Here is a 13,328-nt window from a genome sequence, read left to right as displayed (position 1 = left end):
ACAACTTTCTGTAACTTATTTCAGATAGAGGTAAACATGAAACAATATTCAAAACAGTTCAGCTTAACAGCACTAAGCGCAGCTATCTTATGCGGATTGAGTGTCTCAGCACACGCAGCTGAAGCAGACGAAGAAGCTGTTCTTGAAGAAGTTGTTGTAAGTGCAAGTCGTTTAAAAGGCACTGCAACAGCTGTTCTAGAAGAGCGTAAACAGCAAGCATTCGTTGCTGATATTATGGGCGCAGAGCAAATTTCACGTAGTGGTGATAGTGACGCTGCTGCAGCGCTACGCCGTGTAACAGGTTTAACACTTGTTGATGGTAAGTTTATTTATGTACGTGGTCTAGGTGAACGATATTCAAGTACACAGTTAAATAATTCTGCTGTACCAAGCCCAGATCCAACGCGTTCTGTATTACCACTGGATTTATTTCCATCAGGTATTATCGAAAGCTTATCAGTACAAAAGTCATATTCACCGTCAATGCCAGCATCTTTTGGTGGTGGTAACGTTGATATTCGCTTGAAATCAATTCCTGATCAGTTTGTATTTGATGTGACGGGTCAGCTTGGTTATAACACCAATAACTTTGATGATGGTCTTGAATACAACGGTGGTTCGGATGACTGGTACGGTGTTGACGATGGCACACGCGAAATTCCGCGTCCTATCCTTGATGTATACCAAAGTGGTCAATCGCTTGATGATTTAACACCTGAGCAAAGCCGTGCTTTAGCACTGTCGTTAAATCGCGATTATGATCCAAAATCAGCAAAGGTTGATCCAAATACAAAGTTCACTGCCACGTTAGGTAACAGCTTTGAATCTGATAAATGGCGCTACGGTTTCTTATCGTCGCTTAGCTACGATAATAAGCACGTTGTTTCAGATGAGTATCAAGGTCAAGGTTTCTTGATTGGTGAAAACTCAACAACCATGATCCGTGGTTATGACCAAGTACTAAGTACAGAACACACGGTTAAGACATCAGGAATGGTTACGGTTGGTGTTGAGTATGACAAAGCGCATAAAATTGACTACACGGCTTTAATCTTACGCGATACTGAAGATAAAATTTCAGACCGTTTAGGTATTGACCAAAACAACAATACCTCTGATAACAAGCGTGTACGCTCGTACGATGTTCGTTATGAAGAACGTGAACTGATTGTTAATCAATTAAAAGGTATGCATACCTTTGAATGGTTAAATTATGCTGGCCTCGATTGGAAGTATTCAATTGGTCGCTCAAATCGTTACGCACCAGGTAATATGGAAACGCGTTTTATTGTTACTGATGCTAACGAAGATGGGTTTTACGATACAGTTAACGAAAGCGCACTAACGAATGCAACAACAGCTGCACGTTACACTTTCCAAGATTTGGATGATGAAGTAGAGAACTACGGTTTTAACTTTACGTTGCCTATCATGCTAGATGGCGTGGATGTTGAGCTTAAATCAGGTGCTGACTTTATCTCTAAAGAGCGCTCAGCAACTAACCGTCGTTTTGATATCAATACACGTGCATTCTCAGATGTTGACTTAAACGGAAATGAGTTAAACACCATTTTATCTGATGATGTACTTACAAACGCGTCACTAACGCAGCCAATCTTAAACGACACAACGGTATCAGGCGATGACTATAAGTCAGCGCAAAAAGTGGATGCATACTACTTCGAAGCTGATTTCTTCTTCAATAACACATGGCGTATTACCGGTGGTTTACGTTGGGAAGATTTCCGTCAAGTATCTGTTCCGCTTGACCCATTCACTGGTGGCCTTGCATCTTCAATCGATTATGATGAGTTAGATCAGCTCGCATTCCGTGAAGATGACGTTTATAGCGCACTTGCATTAACTTATGTACAAAGTGACGAAACGCAATGGCGCTTAAGCTATGGTGAAACTGTTGTTCGCCCAGATTTACGTGAGATTTCTGATGCAACTTACATCGATCCGCTTACTGAATACCCTGTAGGTGGTACGCCAGGTCTACGTACAACCCAAATCAAAAACTATGATTTCCGCTGGGAAAACTATTTTGATACGGGCGAGAACTTCTCTGTTGGTGTGTTCTATAAAGACATGGTTGACCCAATTGAGTCTGTTCAATCACCTGCACAAGATGGTCCACCTCTGGTACGTATTGCTAATGCAGAAGATGGCTATGTTGCGGGTGTTGAATTTGAATACTTGAAAGATTTCGCTTTCTTAGGTGGATTCTGGCAAGACGTATTCATGACTGGTAACGTGACTTTAAGTGACTCAGAAATCAACATGGACCGTCAGGCGATTGTTGAGCAAACAGGTGTTTCTGCAGCGGTTACAAATACAACACGTCGCATGACGGGTCACTCAAAATATGTTGTGAACATGCAGTTAGGCTATGACGCACCTAGTGGGCAACATGCTTCAACGCTAATCTATAACGTATTTGGTGAGCGAATTATAATTCCTGGCATTGAAGGTCAAGAAGATTGGATGGAGCAACCTTTCCACTCTCTAGACTTTAACTACACCTATTTCCCTGATTTCAACTCAAGCTTGAAGTTCAAAGTGACGAATATCTTGGGCGCAAAATCTGAAATAGAGTCAGCGGGTACCTTAACTCGCTCTAAAGAGAAAGGCACTGAGTTCTCAATTGAGTACAAATATCAGTTTTAAATCTCTGACCAAGGAAGGATACAATAATAAATCCTAACGTTGATTTAGCCCTGCACTAGCAGGGCTTTTTTGTTTCTATACCCAAACCACCTCAAGATGCAGAATTCAGCGTTTCACAGGTGCTTAATATCAAGGCGTTACTTTGCAAGAATGGCAGTCCCTTTTAAGAAGTAACAACGATGAGAGTAAGTGCCTGTGAAGCGCCCAAAGGGTTGGTTTAAAAGCGATTTATACTGCGTTATTGATTTTAACAATAGAACCACTATTACTTGCAATCAATGCCTTGCCTAAATCGCTTTTAATTCCAACTGAAACTCGCATCTTGAGGTAGTTTGGGTATATTAAACCATTGCGTGTTATGGTAGTTCTAAGTGTTAAAACAGGGATTAAAAATGGACTTACGGTTAATTATAAATGGTAAAAAAGCGGCTGATGAGCAGCTTCGTGATGCCATCGGTAAATTTCGAACTCGTCAGCCACTTGCAGTGCGTGTTACTTATGAAGGCGGTGACATTGAGCGCTTTATTAATGAAGCCGTCGCAGAAGGTGTAAAACGTATTGTCGTAGCTGGTGGTGATGGCACCGTTAATGAAGCCGTTAATGCATTAATGAAACTGGAAAAGTCACAACGTTTAGAGCTTGCAATTTTACCTATGGGCACAGCAAATGATTTTGCTACAGCCGCTAATATTCCTCACGGGTACTTGCCTGCGCTTAAACTTGCCGCACAGGGTCAGCCGTATGCAATTGATACGGTAGAGGTTGATAAGCGTTATTTCGTAAATGTAGCCAGTGCTGGCTTTGGGGCAAAAATTACCGCAACCACACCGCCTGCACTGAAAAACTTACTCGGTGGCGGCGCGTATACCTTGGCAGGGCTTGTACAAGCGCTAAGTTTTGTGCCTTACAGTGGCGAGTTAACGCTGCCTGATGGTGAACGAACTTCGGGCGATATTATTGCCGCTGCCGTGTGTAATGGACGCCAAGCGGGTGGCGGTCAGCCCCTTGCGCCCCATGCGTACATAAATGATGGCTTGGTTGATTTAGTGGCGTTTACCTCATTTGCAATTTCAGATGTACCAGCGGTTATCGAAGAGCTCAGCAATTACCCTAACTCATCACAACAGTGGGTAAAACGCTTTCAAGTGCCTTGGCTTGAATGGCAAACACAAACAGAAATGCCAATAAACTTAGATGGCGAGCCAATCAGCTCAAAACAACAACGTTTTGAAGTGCATGCTGGTGCGCTTAACTTAGTGCTGCCAGAGGCTTGCCCGATGCTAAGATGAAAAATTTTGATGTTACTCGGTTTGCGCTGGTTTTGCTTGGGCCGCAATGCTAGATTACTCCTGTAAAAATTAAATTCTCACGCAATGGACTTTAATTTTTAACAGTTTAGGTAATTTGAATGAATCAAACAGTGGAACAAACAATGAAAAAAGTAGGATTAGTCGGTTGGCGGGGCATGGTTGGCTCTGTGTTATTAGAACGTATGCAGCAAGAAAATGATTTTTCTAATATCGACACGACTTTTTTCACCACCTCACAAACCGGTCAATTAGGTCCTGATCTTGCGGGTCCTGCTAAACCGCTTTTAGATGCCAATGATATCGCTGAGCTTGCGAAGATGGATATTGTTGTTACTTGCCAAGGCGGTGACTATACCAAAGCCGTTTACCCGCAATTACGTGAATCAGGTTGGCAAGGTTACTGGATTGATGCGGCATCGGCACTGCGTATGAGTGACGACAGTATTATTGTGCTAGATCCGGTAAATAAAGACGTTATCAGTGCGGGTTTAGAGCAAGGTGTTAAAACCTATGTGGGCGGTAACTGTACCGTATCACTGATGCTATTAGCACTAGGCGGTTTATTTGAGCAAGACTTGATTGAATGGGTAAGCCCAATGACATATCAAGCGGCGTCTGGTGCAGGCGCTCGCAACATGAAAGAGTTAATTGCGCAAATGGGTGCAATTCACGAAACTGTTGCTGACAAACTTGCAGATCCAAATGCTGCGATTCTTGAGATTGATAAGTTAGTCACCGAAAAAATTGCCTCAAGCGATTTACCACAAGACCAGTTTGGTGTGCCTCTAGCAGGTAGCCTTATTCCTTGGATTGATGTGCCAATGCCAAGCGGTCAAAGTAAAGAAGAGTGGAAAGCGCAAGTTGAAGCGAACAAAATTTTAGGCAGCAGCGAACAACCTATCCCTGTTGATGGCTTATGTGTTCGCATTGGTGCAATGCGCTGTCACTCACAAGCAATGACAATTAAGCTGCGTAAAGACATTAGCGTTGAGCAAATTGAAGAAATTCTTGCTTCTCACAATGAGTGGGTCAAAGTGATCCCGAATGATCGTGGCATTACATCAACTGATTTAACGCCTGTAAAAGTAACCGGCACACTGTCTATTCCGGTAGGTCGTATTCGCAAATTAGCAATGGGCCCAGAGTACATCAGTGCGTTTACAGTGGGTGACCAACTGCTATGGGGGGCTGCTGAGCCACTTCGTCGTATGTTACGCATTATTGTTGATGGTCAACATTAATCATACAACTCAATATTTAGGCTAGCAGTTTGCTGGCCTTTTTTAGCACTAAAGGAAAGTAATGCACACCCCTAATAAATGGAAAATGACACCAGAGCGAGTATCGCAGTTCATCAAAACCTACAGCTTTGCATTGATGGTTGATAGTGAGTTTGAGGCAACCCATCTACCATTAGTTTATAAACCCGATGAGGGCGAGTTTGGTACCTTATATGGTCATGTGTCACGGGCAAATCGTCATGGCAAAAGCTTGCAAGATACCCGTGTATTGGTGGTTTTTAATGGCCCACATAGTTATATTTCACCGACTTGGTATAGTGAGAAGCCAGCTGTATCGACTTGGAACTACGCTGCGGTTCATGCCCAGGGCAAAGTAGAATACCTCGATGATAACAACACCTTAGCCTGCCTAGATGAGCTAATTAGCCAATACGAGCCAAGTATTTTAAACGACACCAGTTTGTTGCCAGCTGATTATCAAGCCAAGTTACTCCGTGGCATAGTGGGTATTAAAATCGAACTTGATTCAATTCAGGCAAAAGAGAAGTTAGGCCAGCATAAATCGGCGGCGGATCAACAAGGTGTTGTAACAGGGTTAAGGGCAGATAAACACCCTGATGCCCAAGCTTTACTTCGCTATATGCTTAAACATGAAGTAGGAATAGGCAGCTAATTTGCATCCCGCAAATGCTGCCAATTGGTTGGAAAGTATCTAGCACTGCTTTGTTAAAAGCATGTTAATTACTAAAACTAAAGTTAGTACATTCCATGCCCCTGTCAACTAAATGTCATATTTATCGCTCGCGGGAGTTATGTTTGAAATCGTGACAATGCTTTACTTTGGTTTATTGCTTGAATAATACTTGTGTGAATTTTAAAACCTGATGTTACTTTGCTAGCAGCAATTATGAGTAATTAATTAATGAAAATAGACAATGTGAACGCTGAAGATTACCTAGAGCTACTTGCTGTATGGGAAAACTCAGTACGAGCAACCCATGATTTTATAACAGAAGACGACATCGCTTTTTTTAAGCCAATCATCATAGAGCAGGCGTTTCCTAATGTTACTTTAAAGTGTATTAAGGATGAGCATCAGGCAATTTTAGGCTTTGTTGGCGTACATGAGTGCAAAATAGAAATGTTGTTTATTTTAGATGCCGCAAGAGGTAAGGGTATAGGTAAAGCCCTACTTAACTATGCGGTTGAGCAATTAGCTGCTCACAAAGTGGATGTTAATGAGCAAAACCCACTTGCAGTTGGCTTTTATCAGCATATGGGCTTTAAAGTTGCCTCACGCTCGCCCTTAGATGATATGGGTAAACCATTTCCAATATTGCACATGGAGCTCGTGTAGGAGCGGCTTCAGCCGTGAATTTAGATGTTCGCCGTTGAAACGCCTCCTACAAACTCTTACTAACTTTACTCTCGCAACTTGAAACTCGCTAACTTCTCTTATAACGCGCTAAAGCACGACCTACAACGCGCGAAACAAGTTTCACGCCTACGAAAGAAAACATTAGGCGCTAGGAGTCAGGCTCTAGGACGCGATGTAAAATCGCTGCTACTTGTTCGGCGTTAAAACGCCTCCTACACACTTTCCCCTTGTAGCTTGCTAACTCGCTAACTTTACTCTCGCAACTTGTAACTCGCTAACTCGTCACTTATATTTTGCTTAATTTAATGAACGCGATATGCTGAAGCAACGAATAAAGCATTACAAGGGAGTAGCAAATGAATCTCAATCAGGTGACGTTACCTGTAAAGGATATGAATGAAGCGGTGGCTTTTTACTTAACACTAGGAATGATTCAGATAGTGGATACCCCGCATTACGCGCGCTTTCAATGCCCTGATGGTGATGCCACATTTTCGCTGTCATTAGAAACTGAAGAGTTTAGTAACAGTGCGGTAATATATTTTGAACATGAGCAGCTCGATGAGCTCTATGCAAGCCTTGTTGAAAAAGGCATTCGCTTTGAACAGCCACCTACCGCTCAGCGCTATTTATGGACGGAAGCAATTCTAAAAGACCCATCAGGGAATAAAATTAAATTATATTGGGCCGGAGAAAACCGCTTAAACCCACCATGGAAGGTAGAAAAAAAGGATGATATGTAATGAATATTACAGCAAAAGTTACATTCTTAGTCATAGAACGCCCCCCTCATGCATTTAGATATACTGGAAGTAGTTGTTACCCTCGAATTTCGTATTTGAAACGTGTTGATACCAGCTGTAGACTTATTTTTGAAGAGGGTAAAGAGTACTTTGATGGAGAAACTGCTGATATATCTATAGAAGTGTTGGATTCATCTGCTCATCAAGGTATGTATATTGGTATGCCTTTTGAATTGTTTGTATGTCATACAAAAATAGCAGAAGGCCAGATATCAAGCTTATTTTTAGAGTAATTAATGAATTTAAATAAATGCTTTGAGGTTAAATGAAGGGCTTAATGACATTAAAAAGAATTATTTGGTGGGTGCTTTTTTTATTACTCAGCTTCGAATCATTTTCAGCTTTTGCTTGTAATTGTGGGTATTCATTAGAACATTTTTACGAAAAATCTAAGTCAGTTCACTTAATCAAGGTCACAAATTTAAAACTAATAAAAGCCTCAGAGACTAATAACGTTAAAGTTGATTTTGATTTAACTGAGACTCTATCAGCGAATAAATCTATACCTAAAAATATATTGCTTAAACCAGGTGGTTGTACACCAAGTTTGATGCCTGGGTTTACATATGTAATTTTTATTCCGAAAAATAAATCAACTGAAACATTTATAAATAAATGCACAGGCATTATTGAATTGGGTTTGCTAGAGCATCCAGCTGCACAAGAGCAAGTGAAAGCTATAAAAGAAGAAATTATCGAGTTGGATCGTAAATTTTCAGGTTGAGTTCGATTGCAAAAAGCTGCTTCATATTTATAAGTTTTAAAGTAGAAGCGCTAGGGTCTAGGTCCTAGCGCCTAATAGCTAAAAACTATTATCTAAAAAGCTTAGCTCCAAAAACGTCACTGCTTTTCTTTCAATAGTTGTTTGAGTTCGGCCATTTCAGCTTGCAGCTGAGCAATTTGCCCTTTGGTTGCAGGCATGTCGGCATCAGATGTTTGCTCTTCACGGGCGTTACGATGCTCTTCAGACATAACTTCTAAAATCGCACCAACCATCATGTTTAAAAATACAAAGGCCGTTAAGAAGATGAACGTTAGATAGAAAATCCAGCTGAGTTCATACACAGCCATCGTTTCATACATAACATCGGTCCAATCCTCAAACGTTGCAATCCTAAATAGGGTTAGCATAGAAATTGATACATCGCCCCACAATACTGGGTTAATGTCAGCAAACAGCATGCTACCCATGGCGGCATAAATGTAGAAGATCACGAACATAAGCAGGGCGATATAGCCCATTTGCGGAATAGCTTTTAGAAGCGAGTTAACCAGCAATCTAAGTTCTGGGATCATCGACACTAGTCGCAATACGCGGAAAATACGCAATAATCGGGCGATGAAAAGGGTTGAGCCAGCAGCAGGGTAAAGGCTACCAACCACGATTATAAAATCGAAAATATTCCAGCCTTTGCTGAAGAAATCTTTAAAGCCACGACTGGCAATAAAACGGATCACCAGTTCAACTAAAAAGAATACTGTAATCCCTAAGTCCATCCAGTGTAAGGCAAGCTCGGCAGTTGGATGTAATGAGTAGGTGTGTGCCCCCACTGTTAGCGCTGAAATAACAATGACAGCAATAACAAATGATTGAAAAATTTTACTTTTATCGATACGCTGAAACAGCTCTTGTAACTGCGACAACATCATATAGAACCCTTTGGTTATAATATTTAAACCCCCGCAATATACAGGAAAACGCAGCACCAATGTATAACTACATAAAGGAAATTTAATGTTTTTTAATGCTTTAAAATTGGCCGTGATTGCAACGCTTGCTGTGGTTTTATCAGCGTGTAGCTCAGATGCCCGTTATCATGAAATTCAATCAGCGCGCTTAAGTGAATGCAATCATATGGCAGATAAAGAGTACCATGAGTGTGTAAAGCGCCAGCAAGATAGCTACGAAGAATTTAAAAAACAACAAGCAGAACATGACTAAAACTGAAAAGCGCCTAGATAAGGCTATTCGAGAGGCTTTAACGCAAGCCTGCGAACAAGCAAAAGAGCACGTACACGAATTTTCATGGTTAACGCATACTGCTGACCTAAAAAAGCTACCACAATCACTAAAAGTAAGTTGTTATTGCAAAGAGCTGCCGATAACCGCTGAGCAAACCCAGTTAATTACCAGTTTAATTATCAAAGAATTGAGCGCTGTAGATTTAGCTATCAATGTAAAAGCAATTACGTTTTTAAAGGAATAATAATGTACTTTAATTTAACCCCTAAACAGATGGTTAGGTTAAATCGCGCTCTTGCTGTGTTGTTTAGTGGTGTAGGCGTGTACGGCTTGCAATCTGATTCATTACCTATTTCACCTTATACCTGCTTTACCTTGGCAATTGCATGTGTGGTGCAGGCTTATTACTCAACAGAAAAATTCGTAGCCAAAGCAGCGCTTAGTAATACAATCACTGCAACAGACACAAGCCTAACGGTTAAGCAGGTGTACTACCAATGCGAAAAAGAAGAGATACTTGAATTAAGTCGTATTTCGCAATTGAAAGTTGCTGATAACTATTTAGCCGTCATATTAGATGGCAACGGGCAAGGTTATGACTTTCAAATAAAGGGTAAAGCTGAAGCCATCATCGAACGTTTAAATGAGGTATTGCCAAAGGCGCTGCTTAAAAACAGCCCAATCAAACAGGTTTAATTTGGTAAGCTAGCGGCAAATGGCTATAATCGGCAAAAATTATTGAAAGAGATATAGCAATGGCAGTGCCTACGCGTTCACAAATTTCAATTGGCTGCGAAGTCAACATTGTATTAAAACAAGATCAACGAACAGGTCAGTTAACTCAAGGTGTGGTGTCACGTATTTTAACTAAATCCCCAAACCACCCGCATGGTATTAAAGTTCAACTTGATGATGGTCAAGTAGGGCGCGTGAAAGAGATTTTATCATGAGTGTTTTAAGTGAAAGTGAATTTTGGCAACTCGTAACCGCCGAAGATAAAACTGCTGAGCCTGAATCTGTTTGTAATGCATTAAAAGCAAAGCTGACTGATTTATCTGACCAGCAGCTGATGGAATTTGATAAGCAGTTTAACCTACGTATGCGCAAAGCCTATACCTGGGACTTATTTGGTGCCGCTTATGTAATGGCCGGTTGTAACGATGATTATGGCTTTTCTGAGTTTTTATGTTGGCTTATTTCACGTGGTGAACAGGCTTTTTTAAAGGCGCTTGAAAACCCAGACTCAATTGCTGAGTGTACGCCAGTTTATCATTTAAACGAACAGCCTTACCCGTATTTAGATGAATACGATTTAATTGCCGGTATGCTTTACGAAGAACGTAATGATGACGAATTACCTTTTGTACCATCAGGCCTTGAGCAACCAAAAGGTAAACGCTTTAAAGATAAAGCCAAGTATTTAAAACAAACCTATCCAAATTTATACGCCAAATATTGGCAACAACCGAATTAATTAAAAGCACCTAAGGGTGCTTTTTTATGGCCTAGTACATACCTGTCTAAAGCTTATCAACAATTTCTTAGTACCCAAATCCAATCATTTTGTGTTATATTATTCATGCTTAATTCAGCACTATTAACAACATAAATCAGCAGACTAGATTAATTCGGTCTGCTACAACACATATCAAAGGAAATGACAGTGTCAGAAAACGTATATCAAGCCCCAGAAGCAAACCTCGCTTCGGCATCAACAGAAACTACCACTTTAACGATGAAAGAAATTTTGTTTTCTTTTAATGGTCGTATACCTAGAAAAACCTATTGGTATTCTTTCTTAGGTATTATCGTAGCTTCATTTGTTTTTATGTTCTTAGTCGCATTATTAACAGCGGGTAATGAAACAGCAATTTCTGTGATCACACTCATCTTTTATATCCCACTTATGTGGGTTTCGCTTGCGGTTCAAGTAAAGCGCTGGCATGACCGTAATAAATCAGGTTGGTGGGTACTGATTGGCTTAGTTCCCGTTATTGGTGGTATCTGGGCGTTAATTGAAAATGGCTTTTTAGCAGGTGATGAAGCTGAGAATCGTTTCGGTAAACCTACTAGCTTATAAGCTATACTGTGTGCTCTGAATATCAGAGCACACAAAGTAAACTTACCCAATGAAGCATTTAAGTACGATTCACATCGCTCGATTTATTATCAGCTTTAGTTGGCTTTATCATGGGCTGATGCCAAAACTAATTCATATTGCCCCCTTAGAACAACAAATGACGGCAAGTTTTGGTTTTAATGCTGAAATTTCAATGCTCATTACTCGGGCAGCTGGCATAGGTGAAATTATATTTGCCGTGCTGTTTTTTATCTTCTACCGTTCAATCTTAATCAATATTCTCAATATAGTCGCTTTAGTTGGGCTAATGCTGTTTGTTGCTGTTTTACAGCCCGCACTTTTAATCGAAGCGTTTAATCCTGTGACTACAAACTTTGCCATAATCGCGTTTAGTCTCGTGCTAATTAAAGAAACTAAAGAGCCGCAGCTCAATGCTTAATACACCGCATCAGTCGCCAATCACTCAATACACGAAAAAAGAAGAAAAAAAGTTTTTATCTTCTTATTTATTTTTAATAGGCCTATTGCAAATAATTGCCGCATTCTATTTTTTGGATTTGCCTATAAAAGAACAGCTACTAGATGAGCAGGGTGTAGTACAGCGCTTTTATGAATCACATAGAAATTGTGGGCAACACAATAAATGTAAACTTATGACAGTTGTAGGAACGGAAAAGACGACTACATACCTAAGACCAACGAATTTACCAATTGAATTAAATGACCACGTTCATGTTTTAGCTTCATATTATAAAAGTGCCGAAGCGTATAAAGTTCATCAGTTACAACTAAATGGTAAGATGATCCAAAGTTATGAACAGGCAATATTTAAAAGCAATATTACGCGTATATTGCTTGGTATTTTTGGTCTGATTTTGATTGTTTTTAGTTTAATCAACAAGTTTAAAACTAAACCTCGTAACAACGCTTAATTTCGTCAATCATGGCGTTTGCTAAAGGCGAGCTGGCATTTGTTTTTGAGGTGATCAATACCACAGGAATATCGTAGTGATATTTACTCGGTTGAATAGCTTTGAAAATACCTTTATCAACCCAGAACTGTGCGTAGTGGTCGGGTAAATAACCAATAAACTCACCCGATAAAATTAAATGTGCAATACCTTCATCGTGATAAGCCACAGCACTATTTTGATAGTTTAAACCGTCGTTTCGGCTTTCTTTATCGCGCATGTAGTTACTGGTAATGACTTCGGCTTCTTTAATGAGCTCATTTATTTGTTTTTCTTCACACTTAAATAATGGGTGACCGACTGCGCAATACAAAAAGTTAGTTTCATTGTGTAGGGCAGTGTAATCTAACCCACGAATATGATGGCGGCTAACACCAATTCCCACTAATGAACGGCCATTGGCTACTGCGGTTTCTACCTCTCGTGCCTCGCACACATTAATATCGAACTGAATGTTTTTACCTTTGCCTTTTAACTTTGCGATTACGCGTGGAATGGCACAACGTGGGTCGCTGACCATGGTATCTATCATGGCAATACTTAAACGCCCCGATAACTCGTTTTTAGAGCTTGCTACGGTATTAGCAAAGGCTTCGCATTGCTGAAGCAGTTCAATCGATGCCTGATAAGTGATGGCACCAGCGTCTGTAATTTCAAAACCACTGCGGCCACGTTTACATAATTTAATGCCAAGCCTTACTTCTAAATCAGATAAATGCGCACTGATCGTTGAGCGGCCAATATTTAAACGTGACTCTGCGGCTGAAAGCCCGCCACACTCAACAATTGCTACAAAAACGCGCAATAAGCGCAGGTCTACGTCATGAACTTGCATAGCTCTTCTTTTAGTTCGATAAATCTGGAATGAATAACGATAATTATGCATTTGTAAAACAACTAGAGCAAGCTAGA

The 13,328-nt window shown here is 40.5% G+C and carries 18 protein-coding genes; 16 read left to right on the top strand and 2 right to left on the bottom strand.

Going from position 1 to position 13,328, the window contains the following annotated elements; translation table 11 throughout:
* Window positions 1-36 precede the first annotated feature (36 nt).
* From NH153_RS20460 to NH153_RS20425, 8 genes are all read left to right on the top strand, one after another.
* Complete coding sequence (locus NH153_RS20460; protein ID WP_063707375.1) at window positions 37-2,670, top strand: TonB-dependent receptor domain-containing protein; 2,634 nt, start codon at window positions 37-39, stop codon at window positions 2,668-2,670.
* A 392-nt stretch (window positions 2,671-3,062) separates the two neighbouring features.
* Window positions 3,063-3,959: a lipid kinase YegS gene (gene yegS, locus NH153_RS20455; protein WP_063707373.1), complete on the top strand. Its 897-nt coding sequence runs from the start codon at window positions 3,063-3,065 to the stop codon at window positions 3,957-3,959.
* Between the two features lie 119 nt (window positions 3,960-4,078).
* Window positions 4,079-5,221, top strand: coding sequence for an aspartate-semialdehyde dehydrogenase (gene asd / locus NH153_RS20450; RefSeq protein ID WP_063707371.1), 1,143 nt, complete (start codon window positions 4,079-4,081; stop codon window positions 5,219-5,221).
* 61 nt (window positions 5,222-5,282) lie between these two features.
* Window positions 5,283-5,894 (top strand): FMN-binding negative transcriptional regulator, encoded by a 612-nt coding sequence (locus NH153_RS20445; RefSeq protein WP_063707369.1) that lies wholly within the window; start codon window positions 5,283-5,285, stop codon window positions 5,892-5,894.
* 249 nt (window positions 5,895-6,143) lie between these two features.
* Window positions 6,144-6,578: a GNAT family N-acetyltransferase gene (locus tag NH153_RS20440; RefSeq protein WP_063707367.1), complete on the top strand. Its 435-nt coding sequence runs from the start codon at window positions 6,144-6,146 to the stop codon at window positions 6,576-6,578.
* A gap of 377 nt (window positions 6,579-6,955) precedes the next feature.
* The gene (locus NH153_RS20435; RefSeq protein WP_063707365.1) at window positions 6,956-7,342 is read left to right on the top strand and encodes a VOC family protein; all 387 of its coding nucleotides are present in this window, start codon (window positions 6,956-6,958) and stop codon (window positions 7,340-7,342) included.
* Window positions 7,342-7,635, top strand: coding sequence for a hypothetical protein (locus NH153_RS20430; protein WP_063707363.1), 294 nt, complete (start codon window positions 7,342-7,344; stop codon window positions 7,633-7,635). Before NH153_RS20435 ends, NH153_RS20430 begins: the two co-directional genes overlap by 1 nt.
* 44 nt (window positions 7,636-7,679) lie before the next feature.
* Window positions 7,680-8,126, top strand: a complete 447-nt coding sequence (locus NH153_RS20425) for a hypothetical protein (RefSeq protein ID WP_063707360.1) — start codon at window positions 7,680-7,682, stop codon at window positions 8,124-8,126.
* A gap of 116 nt (window positions 8,127-8,242) precedes the next feature.
* On the opposite strand, the gene NH153_RS20420 is transcribed toward NH153_RS20425, so the two are convergent.
* Entirely contained in the window at window positions 8,243-9,049 is an 807-nt protein-coding gene (locus tag NH153_RS20420) for an ion transporter (RefSeq protein ID WP_171038308.1), read from the bottom strand.
* 88 nt (window positions 9,050-9,137) lie between these two features.
* On the opposite strand from NH153_RS20420, the gene NH153_RS20415 reads away from it, so the two are divergent.
* The 8 genes from NH153_RS20415 (at window position 9,138) to NH153_RS20380 (ending at window position 12,377) form a co-directional block, all read left to right on the top strand.
* A complete protein-coding gene (locus tag NH153_RS20415) occupies window positions 9,138-9,344 on the top strand; it encodes a hypothetical protein (protein WP_063707355.1) in 207 nt (68 codons plus the stop codon).
* Window positions 9,337-9,609, top strand: coding sequence for a hypothetical protein (locus tag NH153_RS20410; protein WP_063707353.1), 273 nt, complete (start codon window positions 9,337-9,339; stop codon window positions 9,607-9,609). The genes NH153_RS20415 and NH153_RS20410 overlap by 8 nt, the downstream gene beginning before the upstream one ends.
* A gap of 2 nt (window positions 9,610-9,611) precedes the next feature.
* On the top strand, window positions 9,612-10,061 hold the full coding sequence (locus NH153_RS20405; protein WP_063707351.1) for a hypothetical protein: 450 nt from the start codon (window positions 9,612-9,614) through the stop codon (window positions 10,059-10,061).
* A gap of 59 nt (window positions 10,062-10,120) precedes the next feature.
* The gene (locus tag NH153_RS20400) at window positions 10,121-10,315 is read left to right on the top strand and encodes a YwbE family protein (protein ID WP_036971837.1); all 195 of its coding nucleotides are present in this window, start codon (window positions 10,121-10,123) and stop codon (window positions 10,313-10,315) included.
* Window positions 10,312-10,839: a DUF4240 domain-containing protein gene (locus tag NH153_RS20395; RefSeq protein WP_063707349.1), complete on the top strand. Its 528-nt coding sequence runs from the start codon at window positions 10,312-10,314 to the stop codon at window positions 10,837-10,839. The genes NH153_RS20400 and NH153_RS20395 overlap by 4 nt, the downstream gene beginning before the upstream one ends.
* A gap of 189 nt (window positions 10,840-11,028) precedes the next feature.
* Window positions 11,029-11,445, top strand: a complete 417-nt coding sequence (locus NH153_RS20390; RefSeq protein ID WP_199775193.1) for a DUF805 domain-containing protein — start codon at window positions 11,029-11,031, stop codon at window positions 11,443-11,445.
* Between the two features lie 49 nt (window positions 11,446-11,494).
* Window positions 11,495-11,884, top strand: a complete 390-nt coding sequence (locus NH153_RS20385; protein ID WP_063707347.1) for a DoxX-like family protein — start codon at window positions 11,495-11,497, stop codon at window positions 11,882-11,884.
* Window positions 11,877-12,377: a hypothetical protein gene (locus NH153_RS20380; RefSeq protein WP_063707345.1), complete on the top strand. Its 501-nt coding sequence runs from the start codon at window positions 11,877-11,879 to the stop codon at window positions 12,375-12,377. The genes NH153_RS20385 and NH153_RS20380 overlap by 8 nt, the downstream gene beginning before the upstream one ends.
* Here the strand turns inward: NH153_RS20380 and NH153_RS20375 are convergent.
* Window positions 12,355-13,251 carry a LysR family transcriptional regulator gene (locus NH153_RS20375; RefSeq protein ID WP_063707342.1) on the bottom strand — a complete coding sequence of 299 codons (897 nt, stop codon included), beginning with the start codon at window positions 13,249-13,251 and terminating at the stop codon, window positions 12,355-12,357. The genes NH153_RS20380 and NH153_RS20375 overlap by 23 nt on opposite strands.
* Between the last annotated feature and the right edge of the window lie 77 nt (window positions 13,252-13,328).

The organism is Pseudoalteromonas gelatinilytica (assembly GCF_001641615.1).
GTDB classification, from domain to species: domain Bacteria; phylum Pseudomonadota; class Gammaproteobacteria; order Enterobacterales; family Alteromonadaceae; genus Pseudoalteromonas; species Pseudoalteromonas gelatinilytica.
This window is presented reverse-complemented; position numbering and strand designations above follow the sequence as displayed.